Here is a 24405-nt window from a genome sequence, read left to right on the forward strand (position 1 = left end):
CTCAGGTACTCACCTTCGGCAGCTTCCGGACGATCATGACGATCTGTGCGACGTAGAGCACGAACGTCCACAGGTACATGCCCAGCCCCCAGATCAGGAATGCCCACCCACAGGGGCCGATCACCCTGCCCCACAACGAGTCCCATTCGCCGATCAGGATGAGTGGGAACGCAGACATCAACGCGAAGGTGGCGGCCTTGCCGATGTAGATGACAGGCAGCGCCTCGATTCCGCGCCGGCGCACGATCGGCAGGCCCAGTGTGAGAATGAGATCCCGGGCCAGCAGGGTGATCACGATCCACCACGGCACGATGTCCCGGATCGCGAACGCGATCGGGGTGGTGACCATGTAGAGCCTGTCGGCGGCCGGGTCCAGCAGGGTCCCCAGGTGCGACGACTGATTCATCAGCCGGGCGATCTTGCCATCGGCCCAGTCGGTAAAGCCGCTGAGCATCAGGATGGCGACAGCCCAGCCGTCGGCATGCGTCACCAGCAGCAAGTACAGGAACAGCGGGATGAACGCCAAGCGGATGACACTCAGCAGGTTGGGGATCGTGAGAATCCGGTCGTCGCCGGTTGACGGTTCCGCGGTTCCCATCCGGCCAGCCTCTCATATTCGCGAAGAGATACCCCGCGCAAACAGGCGGCTTGTCGTCAGCTGAAGACGCCGGGCAGGTTCAGGATCGAGAGGCTGTCGTTCTTGCGCGGGTCGTCGTGGATCATGTACGTCCACGTCGACGTCGGCCGGGCGAGCTTGGACAGATCCAGTCCCTGTTCTTCGTCAACCAGATTCGCGGTGTCGAAGGTCTGCTGGGCTGCTTCCACCGCGTCGGCGGCCAGCGATGCGAACGCGTCGACGGCAAGCCGGTGGAACTCGTCGATCGGATTCTGTCGTCCGAGCGCCCGCAGGTGGATGCTCTCTCGTACATCGGAGAGGTACGCCAGGTGATCTGCCCAGCCCCGATCGAGGTGATACAGCATGATCTGCCGCGAGATGCGCTCCAGCCGCTCTTCGGAAAGTTCCTCGGCCAGCTCGTCGTAGCGCTCGGGAGAACGTTCCTGCAGTTCCTTGCGGGCGGTGTCGGTGCGCAGCAGGGTGTCACGACGATCGGAGATGATGGCGCGCTGCTGTGCGATCAGCTGGTTGTAACGCCAGGTGTTGGCATGCAGGTCGAGCATCGCGCCCTCGGCGACGCGCTGGGCGTGGTCGATCAGGCCGCCGGCCTTGGGGCTGACGATCTGTCCGTCGTCATCGGTTTCGGTGGGTAGCTTGGCCGAATCCAGGTGTGCCACAACGACCTCGTCCTCCCAGCTGGAGAAGAACACCGAGGATCCCGGGTCGCCCTGGCGTCCGGCGCGCCCGCGTAGTTGGTTGTCGAGCCGTTCGGTGCGGTGCCGCCCGGTGCCGACGACATGCAGCCCACCGGCCTCGACCACGGCGGCTCGTCTCTTGGGGTCCGACTCGTCGGACCCGCCCAGCCGGATGTCGGTACCGCGGCCGGCCATCTGGGTGGAGACCGTCACCACGTTGAGCGCCCCGGCCTCGGCGATGACGCGCGCCTCCTCGGCGTCGTTCTTGGCGTTCAGAACCACCGCGGGAACCCCCGCCCGCACCAACCGGTGATGCAGCGCCTCGGATTCGGCGACGTCGTGCGTGCCGACGAGCACCGGCTGGCCGGTGGCGTGGATCTCGGCGATATGCGCGACGATCGCGTCGTTCTTGCTCGCCTCGGTGATGAAGACGCGGTCGGGTTGATCCTCGCGAATGTTCGGGGTGTTGGGCGGGATCGGTGAGACCCCCAGCTTGTAGAACTGCCGCAGCTGCTCGCCGGCCGCGAGCGCGGTGCCGGTCATGCCGCTGACCCGCGGGTAGCGGTTGATGAGCGCCTGCACGGTGATGGTGTCGAGAACCTCACCGGTGTCGGTGGTTTCGATGCCTTCCTTGGCTTCGACGGCCGCCTGCAGGCCGTCGGGCCAGCGCTGCAGGGCGGCGATGCGCCCGCGTGAGGAGTTGATGAGGTGGACGGCTCCGTCACGCACGATGTAGTGCACATCGCGCTCCAGGAGCACGTGCGCGTGCAGTGCGACGTTCACCTCGGTGAGGGTGGTTCCGACGTGGTGTTCGGAATACAGGTCGATGTTCCCCAGCCGCTTTTCCAGCTTCTGGGCACCGGTGTCGGTCAGGAAGATGTTGCGGCGGTCGTTGTCGGCCTCGTAGTCCTCGCCGGCGGTCAACTCGCGTACCGCCTCGATGACCTCCGAACTGGGTGCCTCCCGGTGGCTGGTTCCGGCCAGCACCAGTGGCACCAGCGCCTCGTCGACGAGCACGGAGTCGGCCTCGTCGACCACGGCGACATCGGGACTCGGCGACACCAGGTCGTCGACATCTATCGCCAACTGGTCGCGCAGCACATCGAAACCGATCTCGTTGACCGATCCGTAGGTGACGTCGCAAGCGTAGGCCTTACGACGTTCGTCGGCGGTGGACTCCTCGGTGATCCAGCCGACAGTCAGACCCATCCGCTCCAGGAACGGTCCCATCCATTCGGCGTCGCGCCGGGCCAGGTAGTCGTTGACCGAGATGACGTGCACGCTGCGTCCGCCCAGCGCGTAGCCGGCGGCCGTGATCGCTCCGGTCAGGGTCTTGCCTTCGCCGGTGGCCATCTCGATGACGTCGCCGTCGAGCATGCGCAGTGCGCCCAGCAGCTGCACATCGAAGGGCCGCTCGTCGATCGTGCGTTCGGCGGCCTCGCGCACGATGGCCAGGAATTGGCCGATGTCCTTGGACTCGAGGCCCTCGGTGAGGTCGAGCTTCTTGGCCGCCTTGGTGAGCTGTTCGTCGGTGAGGTCCTTGGCCTTCTCGTCGTACTTCTTCGAGGCATCGACGAGCTCCAGCGACTGGCTCTGGTTCTTGTCGGTGGTGGCACCGAGCAGCTTCCAGAACTTTCCGGTGAACCGTGAGGCGGTGTTCGACTTGCGCACATGCACACGGTACGTCAGAGCACGATGGGCGCCCGATAAGCACCGTCAGGCGAACTCCACGATCACCGAATCGGCGACGGCCCGGAATCCGAGCTTGCGGTAGATCGAGTTGGAGGTCGGGTTGGCCAGGTCGGTGGTGAGGACGATCTCGCGTGCCCCGGCCCGGTACGCCCAGGCACAGGCGGCAGCGGTGATGGCGCTGCCGTAGCCGTGGCCGCGGTGCTGTCGCGGCGTGTAGACCGGGCCGATTCGCGAGACGCCCTCGATCGGTGCGCGCACGCCCGCCATCGCAACGGGGGTGCCGGCCTGTTCCCAGCGCAGGTAGACGTCCCCCAGCTGATAGGAACCGGCGAGCCAGAGCAGTGCCTCGGCGGCCTGCTTATCGGCGCCGAAGGTTTCCTTGGCGTATTCGATGCTCCAGGGCACCAGGGACTCGATGTTCCCGGGGGCGACCAGCGTCGGCTTCCCCGGAACCCGTGGCGAGAGCAGATCGGTGAGACGGTAGAGCCGCTCGTCGGTGGTGGCCGCGACGGTGGCGCCGGTCGACCTTGTCCAGGCTTTAGCCAGGGCCTCGGTCACCCCGCGCGATCCGCGTACCGAGGGCAGCCGAATTGCGCGATCTGTCAGCAGGCCGACGGTTGGGCCGACCCCGGGGCCGGGGATGGCATTGCACATGAGCCCCTGACCGGTGCCGAATGCGGCGCCCACCAGCTCGTCCCGATCGGTGAACGTGATGAGCGTCAGCGCCGGATCGGGGCCGGTCTGTCGAAGCCGTGCCGCCACGTGAAGCTCGAAGGTGTGCACCACGGGATCGGCGGAATACAGCGGCCCGGCCAGGGCCCAGTACTGCGCCAGATCCTCGTGAAGATGCGCCCGCATCGCCCTAGCGTGATACGGCGGCGCTGGTGTGTCGAGCTATTTCTCTGCCAGCAGCCCCTTGGCGATATGGGTGATCTGAACTTCGTTGCTGCCGGCGTAGATCATGAGTGACTTGGCATCGCGTGCCAGCTGTTCGACGCGGTACTCCGTCATGTAGCCGTTGCCGCCGAAGAGCTGCACGGCGTCCATCGCGACATCGGTGGCGGCCTCGGAACAGTACAGCTTGATGGCAGAAGCCTCCGCCAGCGACGGTGTCTTGTTCTCCGACAGGCTCTCGATGGCGTGGAACAGCATGTTGCGCACATTGAGTCGCGCCACTTCCATCTTGGCCAGCTTGAGCTGGATGAGCTGGAACTGAGCAATTTCCTTGCCCCACAAGGTACGTGTCTTGGCGTAATCCAGCGAGAGACGCAGACACTCTTCGATGACTCCGAGTGCGAGCGCCGCCACCCCGATGCGTTCCATCGAGAAGTTGGCGCGCGCGCTGTCGCGGCCGTCTCCCTGATCGTTGGACTCGGTCTCGCCGAGCAGCCGATCCTTACTCAGGCGCACGTTCTCGAAGAACAGCTGGCCGGTGCGGGAGCTGTGAATCCCCATCTTGCGGAAGGGCTTCGACTGCGTGAAGCCTTCCATACCCTTGTCCAGCACAAAGGTCAGCACCTTGCGATCCCGCTTGTCGACCGACGGGTCCTTCTCGTCCAACTTGGCGTAGACGACGATGACGTCGGCGTCGGGCCCGTTGGTGATGAAGGTCTTCTGGCCGTTGAGGATGTAGTCCTCACCGTCGCGTGTCACGTAGGTCTTCATGCCGCCGAATGCATCGGAGCCCGAGTCGGGTTCGGTGATGGCCCAGGCGCCCACCTTCTCGTAAGTGACCAACTCGGGCAGCCAGCGCTCCATTTGCGCGGCGGTGCCGCGGGAGGCGATGGTCGGCACGGTCAGACCCATGCTCACGCCCATACCTGTCACGAGACCCATGCAGACGCGCGAGATTTCGCTGGTGAGAACGAATCCCATGCCGGCCGAGCCGCCGGCCAGGCCCATGGCTCCCCCGCCGCCGTCGGATTTCTTGGAATCCGACGGCGGCTCTCCGGCCGCGAGCGCGGCTTCACGAGCCTTCTTCTTCTCGATCTGCTTCTGCAGCGCCTCTTTGGCAAGAGCGTCGATGCCGAAGGTGGCGAACATCTTCCGGATGATGGGGTACGGCTCCATCTCGCCGGATTCCAGTGCATCGACGTGAGGCCGGACCTCCTTGTCGATGAACTGGCGAACGGCGTCACGCACCGCGAGGTCAATGGGTGACCAGTCGAGCATGTGTCCTGCTTTCTTCGGTGAAAGTGGTCGATAACGAACGGGCCCGGCCCGGGGCTCGTTAGCCGAGTTCCTTGGCCAGCAAGTCCTTGAGGCGGGCGACGGAGTTCTCGAGCTCCTCCTGCACGGCCTTGTCGATGGCGGTGCCGATCGCACCGGTCAGCATCTGCCCGGTGAAGGACGAGTCCACGTTCACCCTGGTGTTGTCGGCGTCGATTTCCTCGACGCTGGACTTGATGATGGCCTCGACCCCGGCCATGCCGGTGCCCCCCAGCTTGAAGGCGCCCTTCTTGGCGGACAGCACCTCGGCGGCGGGGGTGAACTCCTGCACGGTCCACTCGACCGTGTTGGCCATGCCCATCAGGGTGACGATCTCGGAGAACTTGGTACCGACCTTGATGTCTTCGACCGCGGGGACATCGCCCTTGAATCCGGTGTGGATGGTCATCCACTCGTCGTACTTGTTGAGGTCCGGCAACACCGACCAGAGCTTGTCGATGCTGTACGGGAGATCAATGCTGGAGTGCAGCTCGGACATGGGCGAAAGACTCCTTTGTCTATGGACTGGCACGGATTGATGCCAACGGCTCCGAACGTAACATACATACCCTCGTGTATGTAAGATCCAATTCCTGCAGATCTCGCGCGTCGAACTGACTAAATGCAGGTATATGGCGGTTAAATACCGACAGACCTGTGGGCGTTGGAGCCTTAACCGGTCGCAACCTGACGGTAGCCGGGCGCACGTTACATACAACTGTGCTCGTATGTATTACAGTGGCGCTCATGACCACCCCCGAGGGCGCGGGCAACGACGCGGCGCCCCTCGCTACCGGACTGTCCGAGAACGGGAAATCTACGCCCGTCACCCGGGAATCTACCTCGGAGCCACCCTCCGAGGGGGCGGAATCGCCTCCTGCCAGTGGGGCGATCGATATCGAGATCACCCGCCCGAGGGTCCGGTTGCATCCGCCACCGTTTCGGGTGGAGGCGGGGCGGTTTGCACTCACGGTTTCCCGACTCGCCGGATCGGGCGCGCGCCTGCTGGTGAAGCCCCGACGTGGCAAGCCCCTCGAGGTGCGGGCCGCGCACGAGCTGCGTCGGACGTTCGCGCTCATGGGCCCCACCTACGTCAAGCTCGGGCAGCTGATCGCGTCTTCGCCCGGCGTCTTCCCCGAAACGCTCTCCAACGAATTCCGCACGCTGCTCGACAGGGTGCCACCGGCGTCCTCGCAGCTGATCCGGCAGACCGTGCGCGAGCAGTTAGGCGCCGACCCGGCAACGATTTTCGCGACATTCGACGATCACCCGTTCGCGTCGGCCTCTATCGCGCAGGTTCACCGCGCGACGCTCAAGACCGGCGAGCGTGTGGTGGTGAAGATTCAGCGCCCGAAGATTCGTACCAGGCTCGCCGCCGACGTCCGGATCATCGGGCGGCTCGCGCGTGTGATCGTCAAGACCGACCTGGGCCGGGCCACCAATGCCACGGAGATCGTCGAGGACTTCGAGCAGAACCTCAACGAGGAGCTGGACTTCGCCGCCGAGGGGCACGCGATGGAGCAGTGGATCGCGAGCCTTGCCGACACCGAGTACGGCGATAAGGTGCGCGTTCCCAAGGTCTTCTGGGAGTACACCACCGAGCGGGTGCTCACGATGGAGTATGTCGAGGGCATCAGGATCGACAACATTGCCGAGCTGGCCTCGGCGGGATTCGACGGCGTCGGACTGGTCAAGGCCATCGTCTACTCGCTGTTCGAGACGGGGTTTCACAAGGGGCTCTTCCACGGAGACCTGCACGCCGGCAATCTGTTGGTGGACTCCGATGGCCGGATCGTGTTCCTGGACTTCGGCATCGTGGGGCGTATCGACGAGCGCAGTCGCAAGATTTTTACCGAGATCATGGTCGACCTGTTCGTGAAGAACGACCACGCGGCGGTGAGCCGGGGCATCTACAAGCTTGGCGCCATCGGTGATCGGGGTAAGTCCGTGGATCCGGCGACGGCCGGTAAGACGATTTCCGACTTCACCAATCCCCTGCAACAGTCCAAGCTTTCAGCGATCGAGTACGGGCAGCTCGGCAAGCAGTTGGCAGTGCTGGCCAAGGAATACGACGTTCGGCTTCCCCGGGAGCTGGTGCTGATCTCCAAGCAGCTGCTCTACGTGGAGCGGTACATGAAGCTGCTGGCTCCCGACTGGGCGCTGCTCTCGGATCCGTCGTTCATCGGATACTTCGGGAACATGGTCATCGCGGCCGAGCAGTCACGCATGGAGGATGCCGCGGCACGGGAGTCGGCGGGCGGAAACTGAGTCAGTCGGAAAGGCTCAGCCTTCCGGTGTCGATCGTGCGCAGGGCAGAGTCGAGCGGTGCGCCGACCGTTGGCGACTCGACGATGTTCAGCAGCATTGCCTTGGCGCGGGCCCAGCGCTGATCGCGAACCTCTTGCGGGGCGGTCATGCTGTTGACCAGTATTCCGCGGACGGCATCCATCGCGGTGAGGGTGATGTTCCGAATGATGCGGAGTTCTTCGGCGGTCTGGCTCACCGATTGTCCAAGTGTCGAGAATTGTTGCATCACAATGAATTCGAACTGGTCCATCTGTGCGGACAATTCCGGATCGGTACGAGCGGCGATCCACAGTTCCATGGTGGCGATGAACATCGATCCCTGATGCATGCGCCAGAGTGCGTCAAGGCAGCGGCTGATGAAATCGGAGTCGCTTTCGCGGTCCAATGCGATCAGCTCGGACAGGATCTCCTGGCCCTGCTTGAACGCCAAGTGCCGCACGGATTCTCCGAGAAGCTCGGATTTCGATTGGAAATGGTGCACCAGGGCGCCGCGGGTGACACCGGCACGCTGGGCCACCCGGGTGGTCGTGGTGCCCGCGTATCCGTACTTGACCAGGCAGTCCACCGTGGCATCGAGCAGCCTGCCGCGCATGGCCGCGCTGCGCTCCTCCTGGGTTCGTCGTTCGGCGCGTTGGGTACGGGCGGTCCGCGCCGGACTTCCGGCGGTGCGTGTCATTCTCCGAGCCCGTCCTTGTCGTTCTTGATTTCCTCGCGGGCCTGCTGGTACTCCGATATCAGGCTGCCAAAATAGGTGAGAATCTCCGGGTCCCCCACCGGCTGCCAGTCGGGCGCAAGCAGTTTGGTGTATCGCTCGACGTAGAGCAGCTGCTTGCCCACCAGGATGAACTCCTTGGGCAAAATGGCGTCGTGCTCGCGGCCCAGCGAGGTGAGTTGTCGGCCTATGGTGCCGTACGAGATCTTGCCCAGCGAGGTGCCCATGGGCCGGGTGACCTTCCGCAGTGACGCGGCGACTTTGGCGGGGTCGGCATGGGGATCGATGGCTCCCAGCTTGATGAGCGTGCGCGCGGCGGCCTCGTCGTCGGGCTCGATGATCAGCGCGCCGATCAGCTCGCGCAGGGTTTTGCGGGTTCGCTCATTGAGGCGGCCCACGATCCCGAAGTCCAGGAACACGATTCGCCCTGCCGGGTCCACCATCAGGTTCCCGGCGTGCAGATCGCCGTGAAAGGTGCCTGCGGCGAACGCGGAGTCGAACAGGGTGAGCATCAGGGTCTTGACCACTTCGGGGCCGTTGAATCCCGCCGCGCGGATCGCGTCCGCGTCGTCGATCCTGATGCCCTCGACGTACTCCATGGTGAGCACCTTGTCGGTGCAGAGGTCCGGGTAGAGCTCGGGCACACGTACTTTGGGGGCGTACTTGGAGCCCGCGAGCCCCACCGTCCAATCCCGCATGGCCTGCGCTTCCAGGGTGAAGTCGAGTTCCTCGGCGAGATTGGCCTCGAAATCGCGCATCACCTCGTAGATGTTCGACATCCGGCCCATCTCGGTGAGCTCGAGACCGCGGGCGATCTGTTTGAGGATTTGCAGATCGGCGGCCAGCCGGGTGCGGATCGCGGGGCGCTGGATCTTGACGACGACAGCGGTGCCGTCCTTGAGCGTTGCCCTGTGCACCTGCGCGATGGACGCCGACGCGAACGGGACCTCGTCGAACGAGGCGAAGGCATTCTCCGGTGGTGCGCCGAGCTCGGCGGCGAGCATGGATCGGATGGTCTTGGGGTCCGCCGGCGGCACCTGATCGAGCAGCGAGCGGAACTCCGCGGAAAGGTCTTCGGGGAACATTCCCGGCGACGACGCGATGAGCTGCCCGAACTTGACGTAGGCGGGCCCGAGCTCGGCGAATGACCTGCGCATCTCCTTGGCAACGACCTGACGCAGGTCCCGCTCCGTCGGGCGTTGGCTCAGGATTCGTGACCCGGCCTTGAGAAGCTGGCCCGCCGTCGCGGCGAGCCGATCGAACTGAATCTCGGCGGAAACCGGATCGAGCCTCCGGGGCCGCCGGGGCTCATCGGATGTATCGCTCACCGCGACTCCCTCCCTCATCACCGGGTCGTGTACGTCGAGGAGACATTACCGACAAACTGGTATGTATGTTAATCGAACGCGGTGAGTGATGCTGTGATGACCAGCGAAGGAACCGATGAGCCGGGAGGTATCGCTTAGCGCAGGGCGCGTTCGACTTGGGCTATCCGATCGTCTGCGAAGTCCAGCACGATCTTCGTGGGGTACAGCGCGACCTTGAGTACGCGGATGAGCGGGTTGACGACGTCGATCAGCGTTTCGAGGCTCGTCATCGTGTTGGCCAGGGTTGTGGTGGTTTCGGCCAGGTTGTTCAAGGTGAGATTGAGCGAGTCGAGGGAGTCGTCCAGTCGCTCCAGGCTGGAGTCCAGGTGGTCCAGCATCGAGCCCACCCGATCGGTGAGGTCGTGAACCTCGACGGCCATCGATTCGATGTGTCCGACGGTGCCGTCGATGTTGAGCGCGACGTTGGCCAGCTTCCGGATCTTGCGTGCCGGCGCGGGCCGGTTCCCGTTGCTGGTGTAGACCTCCGCCATTGGAGTCACCTTTCCGTTGCGCCCAGACTAGGTGACGCGTTCGCCGAGACCGATCGGCTCCCCCGCTGAGCGGTCATTTGATGCACTTTTGTGACCGGCCTCACACAGCGTGCCGGGTCTGCTTAGCCGGTAGATATCCGTGCTGACGCGTGCGAACCGGCTCGTCGGCCGAAGAACGAGGCTTCGCCGAGCCTGGTTCCGCTGCTGTAGCCCTTGCCGTCCTGAGCAATGTTCGAGGCGCTCGCGCCCGCCGCATAGAGGCCCGGAATTGCCTGCCCGGATTCGGTGAGCACCCGCCCGTCGGCGTCGGTGCGCAGGCCGCCCAGGGTGAAGCCGGCGTACATGGCCTTGCCGAGAGTGAGATCGAACGCGCCCCAGGGGCCGACGCCCTGCGACGCAAGGTATTTCGGATACTTGTGGAAGTCGGGGTCCTCTCCCCTGTCGGCGTACTCGTTGTATCGCTGGAGCGTCTTCTCCAGATTTCCGGCCGGGATGCCCAGTGCCTCTTCCATTTCCGCGATGGTCTCCCATCCGTCGATGAAGGGTGTCAGCGGCAGCGTCGGTCGATCCATGTGCTCGGAGTCGATGATCAGGTACGCGGCGCTGTCCGGCTGGTCCATGACGAATCCCGAGGTGCGGGAATGGTAGGAGTCCTCGGCGACAAACCGTTCACCGTTCTTGTTGACGATGATTCCGGTGAGCAGCCCCGACGGCGGGTACACCGGAGCGGTCACGAAGATCTGGTTCATGTTGCGGGTGGCGCCGCCTGCGGATACCCCGAGTCTGATGCCGAGCCCGTCGTCATAGGTGCTACCGAGTACGAACGGCTTCTCGGCGAGTTTGGGGGTGTACTCGGCCACCATGGCAGGGTTCATGACGAATCCGCCCGCGGCGATGATCACCGACTTGGCCCGTATTGCACCGGTTTCTGTGAAGTGCTTCCAGGTGGCGCCCACCACTGCGCCCTCCTCGTCGAGGATGAGAGCGGTGGCACCGGTCTCGTAGCGGATGGGTACGCCCAGCTCGCCGGCGCGTTGGGCCAGTAGGTCCACGACCATGCCGGCCCCGCCGGTGTCACCCGGCTTGGGGACCTTGTGGCCGCGGGGCGCGGGGACCGCCTCGTCACGGTACGGCCACACCAGCTCGTTGCCCGTGAACATCAGCCCTTCGGTGTTGGGCTGGATGACGGCCTTTTCCGGATAGAAACTGCGCTCGAACTGAAAGCCCAGTGCTTCAAGCCAATTGAAATGCTCGACGCTCCCGTCGCAGTACAGACGGATCTTCTCCGGATCGGGATCCGGAGAAACGGCCATGAGGTACTTGTACATCTCGTCGGCACTGTCGGGGTGCCCGGTGGCTTCCTGAACGGCCGTGCCGCCGCCCAGGTAGAAGTGTCCGCCCGCCATCGCGGTGGTGCCGCCGGCCGAGGCCGCGCGTTCGAGAGCCAGCACCTGTGCGCCTGCCTCTGCGGCCGACACCGCAGCACATCCGCCGCCCATCCCGAAGCCGATGACCAGTACGTCTACCTCGTCAGACCACTCGGTGATGTCTTGGACCGCCACGGTTTCCGGTATCGCTGCCGTCATGCCTGCTCACTTTTGATGTAGTTGTAGAACGCCCGGATCTCGGGCGGGACGAAGGCCAATTCCATGTACGGGAGGGCGGCCGCGGGCGCCGATAGATAGGCAAAACGCATACCGCCCGGCATCACGCCGTCCTGGATCACCTCCGCGCCGCGCGCCCTGGCGTGGTCCAGCGCGGCGTCGAGGTCGGGCGGCTCGAAGCACACATGATGCAATCCCGCGGGACTGGTTTCCAGGAATTCGGTGTAGATGCTTGTCCCGCTGACCGGGAGGATCAGCTCGAGCTGCATGTCGCCCAGGTAGCTCAGCGCGATGGTCGCGGTGAAGTCGGCCGGTGCGCCGCGATACGTGCACGTGTTCGGGCCGAAGTGTACATCTGGAATTCGCGTCCATTTTTTGACGCCGAATACGGCGCTGAGCATGCCTTCGGTGGCGTCGAGATCATCAGTAACCCAAGCAATTTGGGTGACGTGTCCAAATTCAGAGACATCCGGCGGCGTTGCCGATGTGGTCATGCGCCGATAGTAGCGCCCGCTGTGGCGTGCGCCACCTCAGCCCGCGGTATAGGCCGCTGTGGTGCGGTCAGCCATGGCGCGCGCCTGCGCTGTGTCCATGCCGGCGGCGAGTGCGGCCTCGTACCACCGCTCGCTGGAACCGCTCATGAATGCGCGGCCTTCATCGCTGGCCGCCCATGCCGCACCTTCTTCGGGAGTGATGCGGTCGTCGGGCGACGCGAGATATCCGGCCAGGCCGAGAAGTCCGGAATCCCAACCGACTCCGACCGCACCAGGGCCGAACTGCAGCCAATGCTCGTCATCGTCGTCGATGTCGGAGATGTGTTCCAGGGTGAGGGTGGCTCGTTCTGTGGGACTCTCCGGCGCGGCTGTGATTGTCACCTCGATCCAGCTGATCCCGCCGCATTCCCATGTCGCAGTGAAAGAGCGGGGTGCGTCACAGGTCAGCACCGTGCCGGATGCGTTGCCCTCCAAGGAATACTGGCCTCCCAACCGGAGGTCGCCGGAGATCGGTAAGAACCATCGCGCAATGCGCTCGGCACTGGTGCAGGCGTCCCATAGATCCTCGGCGTCGGTGTCATAGGTCTGGCTGACCGTCACGACGCGGGCCTGGCGGGCCTCGAATGTCTTGGTGCCGAGAGTGCGGCGCACGGAGTTGAGCTGGTGCTGGACATCGATCACGAGGTGCTCTCCTTGTGTGTGGCGGTGTTTCGTCGTGCTCTCTTGCCGCGTGCGATCTCGGTGGTCAGTGCGTCCAGGTGCGGCGTCCAATTGCGACGGAAGGTGTCCAGCCAGCGATCGACCTCACGCAGCGGGGTGGTGTCCACGCTGTACAGACGGCGGGTTCCTTCGGTGCGCACCGTGGCGAACCCGTTGTCGCGTAGGACCTTCAAATGCTGGGACACGGCCGGTTGGCTGATCGCGAACTCCGCCCGGATTACCTCGGTGACGGCGCCGGAGGACATCTCTCCGGCGTGGATCAGCTCCAGAATGCGTCGGCGTACCGGGTCTCCCAGTATGTCGAAGGCGTGCACCTGGACGATATTAAAATTAATTACTTATATAAGTCAAGGGTGAATAACTACCCCCAGGTCAGCGGATCCAGACGCAGGTAGAACTCCAGGCGTACGGGGTCCGCTGGGGTTCCGTAGATGTCCTGGAACCGCGCATGAGCCGCCGCGGCGTGAGTGTCCTCCGGCCAGGTCTCGCGGGAATTGGCGAAGAGCAGTGCGAGATCGGCGTGTCGGTCGGCCAGTCCCAGTCTGCCCAGGTCGATGAATCCAGTCACCGAGTAGTCCGGTGCGATGACGATGTTCGGCAGGCACAGGTCGCCGTGGCACACGACCAGGTCGCCGGTCTCCTGGGCGAGGCGTTCGGAGAATTGGCGGCTGATGCGGGAGAGGAGCTCGGTTACGGGTCTGCCTCGGTCCTCGTCCGGCAGGAAGTCCGGGTTGACCGCGCCGCGGGCCACCACGTCCCGGGCCAGCGCCAGGGTCGTGGCGAGATCGCGGGTGAAGGGGCAGCCGGTTGTCGGCAGGGAATGCAGCCGTCGCACGGCGTCGGCGATGGCCGGCCAAGCCTTGTCCAGGTCGTCCGCGGGGAGCCGGTCTGCGGGTGTGCCCTCGACGGCCGACGTGATCAACACGGGGCCGCTCGACCACTCCAGCACGGTGGGTCCCGGGATGTGTTGGCCGCTAAGCCATTCGATGCGGTCTCGCTCGGCCTCGAGGTCTGCGCTGCCCGTTTTCGCATAGCGCGAGCGGTCGGGCGAAAGGTAGACCGAGGCGCCGGACTCCCCCGTCGTGACGGGTTCCCATGCCGAGAGGTCGATCAGACGCCCGTCCATGCCGCGTCGAGACGGTGTGCGACGTCAATCGTGCGGGCCGCCATGGCCTTCGGGTTGTCGACCTCGTCGGCCACGTACTTGGCGATGAACTTGCTGATCAGCTGATCGACACCCGCCAAGATGCGCAGCAGCTCGCCGCGGATGGTTGTCGAGGACACGTCGACGGTGATGTCTCCGGGGCCGGGCGGCGCCACGTCGATGACCAGTTGCAGCGGTGCCGCGGCACGGGCGGTGGCCTTGAGATTGATATTGCCCGCGACGTTGAACCGGCTCTTGTCGAGCTTCAGGTCGATCAACAGGTCGATGGCCAGCGGCACCTGGATGTCGAAGGTGATGGTCTCGCCGGCGTTGCGGGTGACGATCGGGTCCAGGATCTGAACCTTCGCGGTGACCTTCGCGATCTTTCCGGGGCCTTGAGCCATGGGGCCGACCTCGAACGGTTCGCCGGCGATCGACGCGACCGCGGCCTTCACCCGGGCTTCGCTGACGGCTATCTCGAAGAACGCCCTGCCGAACTCCTCATAGGTGAGGTACTGGTGGTCATCCGTGATCATGATAGGAACTACGTTCTCACAAAGGGCGCGGAAGTGTTAACTGTCGTCCCTTCCGTGTGTCGACAATCGTGTGCCCTGACCTCGCGCGATCAGCATCGCTCCTCTAGCAAACATGTGATGGACGTTACGCGGCACGTCGGCGGTGTGGAGATGTCCGAACAGCTAGGGGGTCCTATCCAGTGGATCCCGGCGGTGCCGTCACCTCGATCGCCGCGTGCACTTTGCGCGCAGGATGGCCCAGTCATACCCGTGATGTGGTCCGGGGCGGGGAATGCAAAAACACCACCTGTTTCCAGATGGTGTTTGTTGTCGGGCTGACAGGATTTGAACCTGCGACCACTTGACCCCCAGTCAAGTGCGCTACCAAGCTGCGCCACAGCCCGCTGTTAGCAGACGGAAGCCTACCGCAGGTCTGGCCAGATTCTGAATTCGGTTTCCCCCGGGTGGCGCCGTACCCTCGAAATCACCTGTGTCACAACAGAATCATTCGCAACATTTCGCGGCTACCTGTCGCTGTGGCGATCTATTATTCGAACATAAGTTCGATAATGGACACCGACGCGGCTCACGTCCTGACGGGACTGCGTTCCGCGATCGATGCTCTGTCGGAACTCGATGTGTGCACACTCACGCGTCAAGACCGCCTTGCGATGCTTCGCGACGTGGAGACGCTCGCGCGGCGCCTCCCTGCGGCGACCCATGGGATCGTCAATCAGCTGGTGGCCGAGCATGTTCCGGGGACAATTCGGTGGCGCCACCGTGGCCGAGGTGCTGGCGGACACCCTGCATCACCCGCGCCGATGCCCACCGGCGAATCCGGGATGCCGCGGAGTTGGCCCCGACCACTGCCCTGACCGGTGGGGCGCTCGAGCCTGTGCTGACGGCGACCTCGGCGGCCCAGGCTGCGGGCTCCGCCGGGCATGACCACATCACGGTCATCCGTCAGTTCTGGGACCGGCTCCCCCGCGCCATCGATATCCAGACCAGGATGGCCGCTGAGGGGCGACTGGCCGAGCTCGCCGGGGTGCTACGGCCGGACGAGCGCGCAAGGCCGCAGATCGTCTTCTGGCCCATCTCGACCCCGATGGCAGCATCACCGGCGACGCTGACCGGGCTCGGCGTCGGGGGTTCCGTATGGGGCGCCAGGGCGCGGATCTCATGACGTCTGGCGCCTTCGACCTCGACCCGGAGCTGCGTTCCTATCTGGACGCGATCTTCGCCAAGTACGCCGCACCCGGCGTATGTAATCCGGACGACGAAACACCTTGTGTAGGTGCTGATCCCGACACGGTATCGGTACGGCCTGATGCCCGGTCGGTCGATCAGCGGCAGCACGACGCCCTCAAAGCAGTCTGCCGATCGGTGTTGTCTTCCGGTGAACTGGGCCATCATCGCGGGCTGCCGGTGACGGTCGTGGTCACCACGACGTTACGAGAGCTTGAAGCGGCCACGGGCCTGGCGGTCACCGGCGGCGGCACCCTCTTGCCGATGTCGGATCTCATTCGGATGGCCGGCCACGCGCACCACTATCTGGCTATCTTCGACGACGGTGGCCGGGCTTTGCATCTCGGGCGCGCGAAACGGATTGCTACCGAGGATCAGCGAATCGTCTTGACCGCCAAAGACCGTGGCTGCACCTATCCGGGATGCGATCGGCCGGCCTATCACTGTCAGGTACACCACATGCACGAGTGGGCGGCGGGCGGCAACACCGATATCGACGACCTGGCGCTCAGCTGCGAGCGGCATCACGCGCTGCTGGGTATCGAGGATCAGCACTGGCGGACCGTGCGTGGCCCAGATGGCCGGACGTGGTGGATACCGCCCGAACATGTCGACCGGGCGCGGGTGCCGCGCAGCAACTGGTTCCACCACCCCGACGGCTATCTGCGGGAGTAGCACGACATCGGCCCCGCCGGGTTAACCCGACGGGGCCGATGGGGCCAAGAGGCTTGCTTAAGCCGGTGTGACTACTCCGGGATGGTCAGCACCTGGCCCGGCTGAATCAGATCCGGGTTGGCGATCCCGCTTGCGTCGGCGATCTTCTGGTACTGGTTTCCGTCGCCGTAGAAGCGCTCGGCGATGGCCCAGAGGGTGTCACCGGACTCGACGGTGTAGGTGCGGGGCTCCGGCGCGGGAGCCGGCTCCTCCACGGCCGCGGGAGCGACCTCGACGGACTCGGCGGCCGGCGCGGCCGGGGTGTCGGTCTGGGTGCCCGAGGACCACACGGAGTCAGCACCTGCGTACAGCACCAGGTTGCGGTCGTCCTGCAGAACCAGCTTCACGTCGGAGCGGCCCTCGGTGTTGCTGCTCCACAGGGCGCCACCACCGTTGTCGTAGACGACGAAGTTGCCGTCGCTCTGGACCTCTGCGCGGCCAGCGGAGTGTCCACTGGTGTCCGAGGCCCATACCGGGCTGCCGCCGTCGGTCAGCACGAGGTTGCCGTCATCCTGCAGGGTCAGGGTGTACGCGCCGTTGTTCGATGTGAGGCTCTGTCCCGAGTCGAGCTTCTGGCCCTGGGTGAGTGTGTCCGCCACTGTGTTGCGCCTTTCGGTAGGTGGTTTTGATACCGCCGCAGGATGGTAGACGGTGAAACCAGCCTAGGTCGGCAAACGGAAAAAGTGGGCGATTCGGATCGGGTAGATCACAACGCGAGCGCGAATATTCGGTGAACGGAGCCTGAGAGCACAATGTGCACGGGGTCTTTTATCTTGTGCCCGTTACGATCTCGTCGAGAGTCAGCGCTTGGGTCCGCGCTTCTCACGGACCCGCACGTTGACGCGGATCGGGGTTCCCTCGAAGCCGAAGCTCTCGCGCAACCGGCGTTCGAGGAACCGCCGATACCCTGCTTCGAGGAAACCGGTGGTAAACAGCACGAATGTCGGCGGACGCGACGTGGCCTGAGTGGCGAACAACACGCGAGGCTGCTTGCCTCCGCGCACCGGCGGAGGCGTGGCGGCAACGACTTCCTTGACCCAGGTATTGAGCTGACCGGTGGATATCCGCTTGTCCCAGGAATCCAGCGCAGACTCGAGTGCGGGCACAAGTTTCTGGATGGCTCGTCCGCTCTTGGCTGAAATGTTCACGCGTTGCGCCCAATTGAGCTGCGAAAGCTGAAGGTCTACTTCACGTTCAAGGAGGTCGCGACGGTCCTCGTCCACCAGGTCCCACTTGTTGAACGCCAGTACCAGTGCCCGTCCGGATTCGATCACCATCGACAGCACCCGCTGGTCCTGTTCGGTGATGGGCTGCGACGCATCCAGCAGGACGATGGCAACCTCGGCCGCCTCGATGGCGCCATGGGTGCGCAGCGACGCGTAGTACTCGTGACCTGAGGCCTGCCCAACCTTCCGGCGTAAACCGGCGGTGTCGACGAAACGCCAAGTTTTGTCGCCGAGTTCGATCAACGTGTCCACCGGGTCGACGGTCGTGCCCGCGGTGTCGTGCACCACGGCCCGCTCATCGCCCGACAGCCGGTTGAGGAGAGAACTCTTGCCCACGTTGGGTTTTCCGACCAGGGCCACCCGTCGTGGGCCGCCCTCGCCCGAACCTCGCGCGGAAACTTCGGGCAGGTCCGCGACCACGCGGTCAAGCAGATCCGCCACCCCGCGCCCGTGCATGGCACTGATCGGGATCGGCTCCCCGAGCCCCAGTGACCACAGCACCGCGGCATCGGCCTCGGCGCGATCGCTGTCAACCTTGTTGGCCGCCAGGAAGATTGGCTTGCCGGAGCGGCGAAGTAGCTTGGCGGCCTCTTCGTCGGTCGAGGTCGCACCCACCGTGGCGTCCACCACGAGAATGATCAGGTCGGCCGTCGCCATGGCATGGCGTGCCTGTTCGGCAACGAGCTGCTGCAGGCCGGTGGCATCGGCTTCCCAGCCGCCGGTGTCCTGCACCGTGAAGCGGTGATCGAGCCACTCCGCAGGGTACGAGACGCGGTCTCGGGTCACTCCGGGAATGTCCTGTACGACGGCTTCGCGGCGCCCGATGATGCGGTTCACCAAGGTGGATTTGCCGACGTTCGGCCGACCGACTACCGCGACCACCGCGGGCGGGGCGCTCGGCTCCTCGGTGCCCTGGTCTCCGTCGAATTCGGCGAATTCCCATTCGCTTTCATCGACCCATGTGCCGTCGGTCATCGTGATGCCCCTGCCCTCGTACGCACCAGGTCCAGCAGGTGGGCCACGACCTGATCCTGTGTCATATCGCTGGTGTCGACCTGCACCGCATCCTCGGCCGGACGCAGCGGAGATACGGCGCGGGTGGAATCCAGATGGTCGCGGCGTTGCACGTCGGCGAGCACACGTTCGTACTCGTCGGGGCCGCCGCCGGTGACGTTCTGCGTGTTGCGGCGCTGCGCCCGCGCCTGCGCCGACGCGGTCAGATAGATCTTCACGTCGGCGTCGGGCAGCACCACCGTGCCGATGTCGCGTCCCTCCACCACCACCGGGCCGCTGCCCTCGGCCAGCTCTCGCTGTCGCCGCACCAGTCGTTCGCGGACCGCCGGTACCGCGGACACCGCGGACACCGCCCCGGTCACCTCGGTGCCCCGGATGGGTGCCGAAACATCTTCGCCCGCAAGCAGAGCCGTCTGCGCATCGGGATCAGATCCCACGGACATCGGGACCTGCTCGGTGGCCGCCGAGATGGCTGCGGGATCGGTGAGATCGATGCCGGCACGCAGCACCCAGAGCGTCACGATTCGGTACATCGCCCCGGTGTCCAGGTAGGCCGCGCCCAGCTGGCGCGCCAATTCCTTGGCCACCGAGGACTTTCCGGTGCCGGAGGGGCCGTCGATGGCTACCACGACACGCGTCACAGTCCCACCGCCTTGTAGAGCGAGCCGATCTCGTCGCGGCCCAGGGCACGCAGGCTGCCGGGGCGCTGATCGCCCAGCATCACCTCGCCGATCTTGGTGCGGACCAGCTCCACGACGGGGTGGCCCACGGCGTCCATCATCCGGCGCACGATGCGGTTGCGGCCCTCGTGCAGGGTCAACTGCACCATGCTCTGGCCGTCCGCGGTGCCCAGGAACTTGAACTCGTCCACCTTGGCAGGCCCGTCGGCAAGTTCCACGCCATCGCGCAGTTGCCTACCCAGGCCGCGTGGGACGGAGCCGGCCACGGTTGCGATGTAGGTCTTGGGTACCTCGTAGGACGGATGCATGAGCCGGTGAGTGAGCTCGCCGTCGTTGGTGAGCAGGATCAGCCCGACGGTATCGGCATCCAGACGCCCGACATTACGGACGCCCTGATTGCCGCGAACCCGCTCCTCGATGAGCTTTCCGACACAGGGGCGACCACGGTCGTCGGACATGGTCGAGAGCATGCCGAGCGGCTTGTTGAGCGCCAGATACACCAGATTGGTGTTCATGATCACGCGGGCGCCGTCGACTCGAACCACGTTGACGGCGGGATCGATTCGCCGGCCTTGCTCGGTGACGATCTCGCCGTCTACCTCGACGCGGCCGTCGTAGATCATCCGCTCGGCCACCCGGCGTGACGCAATTCCCGCTTGCGACAACACCTTCTGGAGTCGAATACCTTCTTCGCTCATCGTTCAGTCCTGATCAACGGTAAAGGCGGGGGTGGCGCCGTCGGCGGGTGTGCGGTTGAGCCGCGCGAACCGGGGCTCGTCGCCGAGATTTTCGGACAGGTCGTCGATCACGTCGATATCGGGAAGCAGCGGCGCGATATCGGGGAGATCGGACAGCGATGTGAGTCCGAGCCGCTCCAGGAACAACTCGGTGGTGCGGAACATCACCGCGCCGGACTCGTCGTCGGTGCCGGCCTCGGCGATCAATCCGCGCATCAGCAGGGTGCGCATCACGGCGTCGACGTTCACGCCGCGCACGGCGCTCACGCGCGATCGGGTGACCGGCTGGCGATAGGCAACCACGGCGAGCGTCTCCAATGCGGCGCGCGTCAGCTTGGAGCGTGCCCCGTCCAGTAGCAGCTTCTCGACGTAAGGGGCGTACTGGGCGCGGGTGTACATGCGCCAGCCATCGCTGGTCTCACGCAGATCGATGCCGCTGCGGCGATCGGTGAGTATCTCGGAAATGCGTTGCAGCGCTTCGGCTACCCGATCCAGCGGCTGGGCAACGACGGCGGCGACGGCGGCGGCGCTGATCGGGGTGTCAACCACCAACAGCAGGGCTTCCAGGGTGCTGATGAGTTCGTCCTCGGCCATCGGCACGAACTCGTCGTCGCCCGATTCGTCCTCCACAGGCTCCTGCGGATCGGATTCTTCCGGGGCGCCGAACCCGCTATCGGCATCGTGACGTTCGGGGGCCTCACCGGAGATTTCGGTGGACTCCTCCGACCCCTCGACAGAGGTGGTCTGCTCGCTCATGTGTAGTCCACTGCCTTTTCTAGATCATCCTGCGCCGGGCGCTCACCGGTCCATGAAACTTGGAGCGGTCCAAGCGGTTCGGATTGCTCGAATAGTACCGCCTTGGAGCGGTACAGCTCGAGCACGCCCAGGAAGCGGGCCACGATCTCGATGGGGGCAGAGCATTCGGCCACCAGTTCGGTGAACGTCATCCATTGCCCCGCGCCACGTTCGGCGAGCAGCTCAACCATGCGTTTGGCGTGTTCGGGCACCGAGACCCGGGGTATGTGCAGATGGCTCAATCCGACCGTTGGCACTGGCCGCGGGGTGAACGCACCGGCGGCGAGCTGGGCGAATTGGTCCCCGTCGAGTCCAAGGTGGACCGGCGGCAGCAGCTCACTGAACCGCTCCTCCAGGGCCACCGCACGCGGGTACGAGCGCAGTGCCGCGGCCTCCAGTTCGGCGAACATCTCCGCGACGTGCTTGAACGCTCGATACTGCAGCAGCCGCGCGAACAACAGGTCGCGGATTTCCAGCAGCGCCAGGTCGGCGTCGTCGTCAACCTGGCCCGAGGGCAACAACCGCGCCGCCTTCAGATCCAGCAGTGTGGCCGCCACCACCAGGAAGGCCGTGACCTCGTCGAGGCTGTACGTGTCGCCCAGCGTCTTCGTGTACGCGATGAATTCGTCGGTCACCTGGTGCAGCGCCACTTCCGTGACGTCGAGCCGGTGTTGAGAAATCAGTTGCAGCAGCAGGTCGAACGGACCCTCGAAATTCGTGAGCCGAATCCGGAAGCCGTGCGCGTCGGCGGTATCGCGTTCCGGCACCGTGGACTCGGCAGCCGCCTCGACCGGATCAGACATCGTCAGCGCTTCCGGTACGTCGACCGTCACGATTCGAACCGGTCGATTACCTCGCGAGCCAACGAGATATACGCCTGGGCGCCCGAGGATTTGGGTGCCCAGGTGGTGATCGGCTCCCCCGCCACGCTCGTCTCCGGGAAGCGGACCGTGCGCGTGATGACGGTGTGGAAGACCTGATCACCGAACACCTCGATGACCCGGGCCATCACCTCGCGCGCGTGCAGGGTGCGGGCGTCGAACATGGTGATGACGATTCCGGACACCGCCAGCTTCGGGTTGAGCCGGTCGCGCACCTTGGCCACGGTGTCGGTGAGCAGCGCCAGCCCGCGCAGCGAGAAGAACGCGCACTCCATGGGGATGACGACGCCCTCGGAGCAGGCCAGCGCGTTCACCGTCAACAGTCCCAGCGACGGCTGGCAGTCGATGAGCACGTAGTCGTAGCGGTCGAGCACCGGATGCAACGCCCGGGCCAGCGAATGCTCTCGGCCCACCTCGTTGACCAGCTGAATCTCGGCGGCGGAGAGGTCGATGTTGCTCGGGATGAGGTCCAGTCCCTCAATGCGGGTGCGCATGAGGACGTCGTCCACCGACACCCTGGGCTCCACCAGCAGGTTGTGCACGGTGGTTTCCAGCTCGTGGTGGGCGATTCCCAGGCCGGCCGACAGGGCGCCCTGCGGATCCAGGTCCACGAGCAGGACGCGGCGCCCGTATCCGGCCAGCGCGGCTCCCAGATTGATGGTCGAGGTGGTCTTGCCCACCCCGCCCTTCTGGTTGCACATCGCGATGACCTTGGCGGGCCCGTGAGTGGTCAGCGGCTTCGGTTCGGGAATGTCTTTGTGAGGACGGCCAGTGAGATCAAGGTCGCCGTCTTCGGCGGGGAAGTCTGTATCGAGACTGCCTTCCGTCACGTCACCTCCCGGTCATCGACTTGACCCTCTTCGCGCACGCTGCTCATCGAAGGCATTCGGGCAAGTCTAGTGGGGTTGCGGCCTCCGGTAGCGGCAACCCGCGCATGCGGCCGCGACTATCGAGCGCGGGGATGCGCACCGGCCCATACTTCGCGCAGCGAACTCACCGTGACCAGCGTGTAGATCTGGGTGGTCGTCACCGAGGCGTGCCCGAGTAACTCCTGGACCACGCGGACATCGGCACCGCCCTCCAGAAGGTGTGTGGCGAACGAATGCCGCAGGGTATGCGGGGAAACCGCCGCGCTGATCTTGGCCCGTTCCGCCGCGTCGGCCAGCACCTGCCAGGCGCTCTGGCGGGACAGCCGCCCGCCCCGGGAGTTCAAGAACAGTGCGGGCACCCCGCCACGTCCTCGTCGTGCCAGATCTGGTCGGCCGCGCACCAGGTACGCCTGGAGGGCTTCGACGGCGGGCCGGCCCACGGGAACCAGCCGCTGCTTACCGCCCTTGCCCCAGAGCAGCGCCGAGCGCGCCTGGACATCCACATCGTCGACATCGAGGCCCACGGCCTCGGAGATGCGCGCACCGGTCGAATACAGCAGTTCCAGTAGCGCGCGGTTACGCAGGTCGAGAGGACCACTAGAGGTACCATCGGAGCCGCCGCCCGCCGCGGCCAGGAGCGCCTCCACCTGGTCGACGGTCAGGCTCTTGGGCAGGCGCCGGTTGGGGGTCGGCGGCTTCACGGCCCGAGCGACATCGGTGGGTACCAGCCCCTCGATGGCCGCGAACCGGTGCAGACCCCGTACGGCGATCAGTGCACGCGCGGCCGAGGACGCGGACAGTTCCGGCACGCCGTTCTCGGGATCACCCCGGCGCAACGTCACCACGAAATCACTGACATCGGGTTCGGACACATCGGCGAGCCGGTCGATCTTGCGATCGGCGAGGTGCTGTTGATAGCGGCGCAGGTCGCGACGGTACGAGCTCAGCGTGTTGGCGGCGACACCGCGTTCGACGTCGAGGTGATCCAGATAGGACTGGATCTCCCCGTCCAAGAGCCCGACCGCCGCCGTCATGTTCGGGCCTTGCGTTCCGCGAAGGCCGTGGGACGGTCCGGCCAGGGTGCGTCGTAGGGCCGGGTGTGGTGGCCCGTCAGCGCGACGTGTGCGGCCAGAATGCCCGCCGCGGCAATGGCATTGACGACCTCACCGGCCAGCACCATGGAGACCGCCTCGGGCAGTGGCAGCCAGTGCACCGTCATGTCGGCCTCTTCGTCGTGGCTTTCGCCGCGGCCCGGATGCGAGAGCCCGGTCGCCAGGAAGATCCTGACCACCTCATCGGTGAATCCGGGCGAAGCGGCCGCATCGACCAGCACGCGCCAGGTGGTGGCCTCGACGCCGGCCTCTTCCAGCAGTTCGCGGGCGGCGGCACGCTGGGTGTCCTCCCCCGCGATGTCGAGCAGCCCGGCGGGCAATTCCCACAGCCGGTGGCCGAGCGGATGGCGATACTGATGCACCAGTGCAACCCGCCCGACCTCGTCGACCGCGGCGACCGCGACCGCCCCGTAATGCTCGACCACCTCTCGGATGGCATCGCCGCCGCCGGGCATTGCGACGCGATCACGGCGCAGCGCCAAAATGCCGCCCATGTAGATGGGCTCGGACTCCAGGGTGACGAACTCGTGGCGTTCGCCGTCCCCGAAAGTCCCGCTACTCACTGTC

At 65.2% G+C, this 24405-nt stretch carries 24 protein-coding genes, 1 tRNA gene and 1 pseudogene; 2 read left to right on the plus strand and 24 right to left on the minus strand.

What is annotated here, in order from left to right; translation table 11 throughout:
* Position 1 precedes the first annotated feature (1 nt).
* The 5 genes from MYCSP_RS11180 to MYCSP_RS11200 are packed head-to-tail and all read right to left on the minus strand — an operon-like array spanning position 2 to position 5710.
* The gene (locus MYCSP_RS11180; protein ID WP_070912520.1) at positions 2–598 is read right to left on the minus strand and encodes a CDP-alcohol phosphatidyltransferase family protein; all 597 of its coding nucleotides are present in this window, start codon (positions 596–598) and stop codon (positions 2–4) included.
* A gap of 56 nt (positions 599–654) precedes the next feature.
* Positions 655–2988, minus strand: a complete 2334-nt coding sequence (secA2, locus tag MYCSP_RS11185) for an accessory Sec system translocase SecA2 (RefSeq protein WP_162266232.1) — start codon at positions 2986–2988, stop codon at positions 655–657.
* 39 nt (positions 2989–3027) lie between these two features.
* Entirely contained in the window at positions 3028–3861 is an 834-nt protein-coding gene (locus MYCSP_RS11190) for a GNAT family N-acetyltransferase (protein WP_083013323.1), read from the minus strand.
* Between the two features lie 36 nt (positions 3862–3897).
* Positions 3898–5175, minus strand: a complete 1278-nt coding sequence (locus tag MYCSP_RS11195; protein ID WP_083013322.1) for an acyl-CoA dehydrogenase family protein — start codon at positions 5173–5175, stop codon at positions 3898–3900.
* Positions 5176–5233: 58 nt separating this feature from the next.
* A complete protein-coding gene (locus tag MYCSP_RS11200) occupies positions 5234–5710 on the minus strand; it encodes a type II toxin-antitoxin system Rv0910 family toxin (protein WP_070912517.1) in 477 nt (158 codons plus the stop codon).
* Positions 5711–5958: 248 nt separating this feature from the next.
* Here MYCSP_RS11200 and MYCSP_RS11205 point away from each other — a divergent pair, with 248 nt between their 5' ends.
* Entirely contained in the window at positions 5959–7479 is a 1521-nt protein-coding gene (locus MYCSP_RS11205) for an ABC1 kinase family protein (protein ID WP_083013321.1), read from the plus strand.
* Between the two features lies 1 nt (position 7480).
* Here the strand turns inward: MYCSP_RS11205 and MYCSP_RS11210 are convergent, their stop codons facing one another.
* From MYCSP_RS11210 to MYCSP_RS11255, 10 genes are all read right to left on the minus strand, one after another.
* On the minus strand, positions 7481–8110 hold the full coding sequence (locus MYCSP_RS11210; protein WP_083013388.1) for a TetR/AcrR family transcriptional regulator: 630 nt from the start codon (positions 8108–8110) through the stop codon (positions 7481–7483).
* A gap of 80 nt (positions 8111–8190) precedes the next feature.
* Entirely contained in the window at positions 8191–9558 is a 1368-nt protein-coding gene (locus tag MYCSP_RS11215) for an ABC1 kinase family protein (protein WP_083013387.1), read from the minus strand.
* A 134-nt stretch (positions 9559–9692) separates the two neighbouring features.
* On the minus strand, positions 9693–10088 hold the full coding sequence (locus MYCSP_RS11220; protein WP_070912515.1) for a hypothetical protein: 396 nt from the start codon (positions 10086–10088) through the stop codon (positions 9693–9695).
* A 122-nt stretch (positions 10089–10210) separates the two neighbouring features.
* Positions 10211–11674, minus strand: a complete 1464-nt coding sequence (locus MYCSP_RS11225) for an FAD-binding protein (protein ID WP_083013320.1) — start codon at positions 11672–11674, stop codon at positions 10211–10213.
* Positions 11671–12186: a VOC family protein gene (locus MYCSP_RS11230; protein WP_083013319.1), complete on the minus strand. Its 516-nt coding sequence runs from the start codon at positions 12184–12186 to the stop codon at positions 11671–11673. Before MYCSP_RS11230 ends, MYCSP_RS11225 begins: the two co-directional genes overlap by 4 nt.
* Before the next feature lie 36 nt (positions 12187–12222).
* Positions 12223–12867 carry an SRPBCC family protein gene (locus MYCSP_RS11235; protein ID WP_070912512.1) on the minus strand — a complete coding sequence of 215 codons (645 nt, stop codon included), beginning with the start codon at positions 12865–12867 and terminating at the stop codon, positions 12223–12225.
* Positions 12864–13220 carry an ArsR/SmtB family transcription factor gene (locus MYCSP_RS11240; protein ID WP_070912511.1) on the minus strand — a complete coding sequence of 119 codons (357 nt, stop codon included), beginning with the start codon at positions 13218–13220 and terminating at the stop codon, positions 12864–12866. Before MYCSP_RS11240 ends, MYCSP_RS11235 begins: the two co-directional genes overlap by 4 nt.
* A 47-nt stretch (positions 13221–13267) precedes the next feature.
* Positions 13268–14032 carry an APH(3'') family aminoglycoside O-phosphotransferase gene (locus tag MYCSP_RS11245; RefSeq protein WP_083013318.1) on the minus strand — a complete coding sequence of 255 codons (765 nt, stop codon included), beginning with the start codon at positions 14030–14032 and terminating at the stop codon, positions 13268–13270.
* A complete protein-coding gene (locus MYCSP_RS11250) occupies positions 14017–14586 on the minus strand; it encodes a hypothetical protein (protein WP_070912509.1) in 570 nt (189 codons plus the stop codon). The genes MYCSP_RS11245 and MYCSP_RS11250 overlap by 16 nt, the downstream gene beginning before the upstream one ends.
* 309 nt (positions 14587–14895) lie before the next feature.
* Positions 14896–14969: transfer RNA gene (locus MYCSP_RS11255), tRNA-Pro, on the minus strand.
* A 153-nt stretch (positions 14970–15122) separates the two neighbouring features.
* On the opposite strand from MYCSP_RS11255, the pseudogene MYCSP_RS11260 reads away from it, so the two are divergent.
* Positions 15123–16485 (plus strand): annotated as a pseudogene (locus tag MYCSP_RS11260) (DUF222 domain-containing protein).
* Between the two features lie 71 nt (positions 16486–16556).
* Here the strand turns inward: MYCSP_RS11260 and MYCSP_RS11265 are convergent.
* From MYCSP_RS11265 to MYCSP_RS11305, 9 genes are all read right to left on the minus strand, one after another.
* On the minus strand, positions 16557–17123 hold the full coding sequence (locus MYCSP_RS11265; protein WP_070910120.1) for a LysM peptidoglycan-binding domain-containing protein: 567 nt from the start codon (positions 17121–17123) through the stop codon (positions 16557–16559).
* A 201-nt stretch (positions 17124–17324) separates the two neighbouring features.
* Positions 17325–18725 carry a ribosome biogenesis GTPase Der gene (der, locus tag MYCSP_RS11270; RefSeq protein WP_083013317.1) on the minus strand — a complete coding sequence of 467 codons (1401 nt, stop codon included), beginning with the start codon at positions 18723–18725 and terminating at the stop codon, positions 17325–17327.
* Positions 18722–19393 (minus strand): (d)CMP kinase, encoded by a 672-nt coding sequence (gene cmk / locus MYCSP_RS11275; protein WP_088415578.1) that lies wholly within the window; start codon positions 19391–19393, stop codon positions 18722–18724. The genes der and cmk overlap by 4 nt, the downstream gene beginning before the upstream one ends.
* 8 nt (positions 19394–19401) lie before the next feature.
* On the minus strand, positions 19402–20142 hold the full coding sequence (locus MYCSP_RS11280; RefSeq protein ID WP_070910123.1) for a pseudouridine synthase: 741 nt from the start codon (positions 20140–20142) through the stop codon (positions 19402–19404).
* A gap of 3 nt (positions 20143–20145) precedes the next feature.
* Positions 20146–20937 carry an SMC-Scp complex subunit ScpB gene (gene scpB, locus MYCSP_RS11285; protein ID WP_070910124.1) on the minus strand — a complete coding sequence of 264 codons (792 nt, stop codon included), beginning with the start codon at positions 20935–20937 and terminating at the stop codon, positions 20146–20148.
* A complete protein-coding gene (locus MYCSP_RS11290; RefSeq protein WP_070910682.1) occupies positions 20934–21779 on the minus strand; it encodes a segregation and condensation protein A in 846 nt (281 codons plus the stop codon). The genes scpB and MYCSP_RS11290 overlap by 4 nt, the downstream gene beginning before the upstream one ends.
* 26 nt (positions 21780–21805) lie before the next feature.
* On the minus strand, positions 21806–22687 hold the full coding sequence (locus MYCSP_RS11295) for a ParA family protein (RefSeq protein ID WP_083013314.1): 882 nt from the start codon (positions 22685–22687) through the stop codon (positions 21806–21808).
* 116 nt (positions 22688–22803) lie between these two features.
* Positions 22804–23760 carry a site-specific tyrosine recombinase XerD gene (gene xerD, locus MYCSP_RS11300; protein ID WP_070910126.1) on the minus strand — a complete coding sequence of 319 codons (957 nt, stop codon included), beginning with the start codon at positions 23758–23760 and terminating at the stop codon, positions 22804–22806.
* Positions 23757–24401 carry an NUDIX domain-containing protein gene (locus MYCSP_RS11305; protein ID WP_083335804.1) on the minus strand — a complete coding sequence of 215 codons (645 nt, stop codon included), beginning with the start codon at positions 24399–24401 and terminating at the stop codon, positions 23757–23759. The genes xerD and MYCSP_RS11305 overlap by 4 nt, the downstream gene beginning before the upstream one ends.
* Positions 24402–24405 lie beyond the last annotated feature (4 nt).

Source organism: Mycobacteroides saopaulense (assembly GCF_001456355.1).
Classification (GTDB): domain Bacteria; phylum Actinomycetota; class Actinomycetes; order Mycobacteriales; family Mycobacteriaceae; genus Mycobacterium; species Mycobacterium saopaulense.

Bases quoted from the DNA above. Each gene is read 5' to 3' on its own strand.
- scpB (WP_070910124.1), bottom strand. From the start codon at position 20,937: ATGAGCGAGCAGACCACCTCTGTCGAGGGGTCGGAGGAGTCCACCGAA.
- MYCSP_RS11290 (WP_070910682.1), bottom strand. From the start codon at position 21,779: ATGTCTGATCCGGTCGAGGCGGCTGCCGAGTCCACGGTGCCGGAACGC.
- der (WP_083013317.1), bottom strand. From the start codon at position 18,725: ATGACCGACGGCACATGGGTCGATGAAAGCGAATGGGAATTCGCCGAA.
- MYCSP_RS11225 (WP_083013320.1), bottom strand. From the start codon at position 11,674: ATGACGGCAGCGATACCGGAAACCGTGGCGGTCCAAGACATCACCGAG.
- MYCSP_RS11230 (WP_083013319.1), bottom strand. From the start codon at position 12,186: ATGACCACATCGGCAACGCCGCCGGATGTCTCTGAATTTGGACACGTC.
- MYCSP_RS11280 (WP_070910123.1), bottom strand. From the start codon at position 20,142: ATGAGCGAAGAAGGTATTCGACTCCAGAAGGTGTTGTCGCAAGCGGGA.
- xerD (WP_070910126.1), bottom strand. From the start codon at position 23,760: ATGACGGCGGCGGTCGGGCTCTTGGACGGGGAGATCCAGTCCTATCTG.
- MYCSP_RS11245 (WP_083013318.1), bottom strand. From the start codon at position 14,032: ATGGACGGGCGTCTGATCGACCTCTCGGCATGGGAACCCGTCACGACG.
- MYCSP_RS11220 (WP_070912515.1), bottom strand. From the start codon at position 10,088: ATGGCGGAGGTCTACACCAGCAACGGGAACCGGCCCGCGCCGGCACGC.
- MYCSP_RS11190 (WP_083013323.1), bottom strand. From the start codon at position 3,861: ATGCGGGCGCATCTTCACGAGGATCTGGCGCAGTACTGGGCCCTGGCC.
- MYCSP_RS11205 (WP_083013321.1), top strand. From the start codon at position 5,959: ATGACCACCCCCGAGGGCGCGGGCAACGACGCGGCGCCCCTCGCTACC.
- MYCSP_RS11200 (WP_070912517.1), bottom strand. From the start codon at position 5,710: ATGTCCGAGCTGCACTCCAGCATTGATCTCCCGTACAGCATCGACAAG.
- MYCSP_RS11210 (WP_083013388.1), bottom strand. From the start codon at position 8,110: ATGCGCGGCAGGCTGCTCGATGCCACGGTGGACTGCCTGGTCAAGTAC.
- MYCSP_RS11180 (WP_070912520.1), bottom strand. From the start codon at position 598: ATGGGAACCGCGGAACCGTCAACCGGCGACGACCGGATTCTCACGATC.
- MYCSP_RS11250 (WP_070912509.1), bottom strand. From the start codon at position 14,586: ATGATCACGGATGACCACCAGTACCTCACCTATGAGGAGTTCGGCAGG.
- MYCSP_RS11195 (WP_083013322.1), bottom strand. From the start codon at position 5,175: ATGCTCGACTGGTCACCCATTGACCTCGCGGTGCGTGACGCCGTTCGC.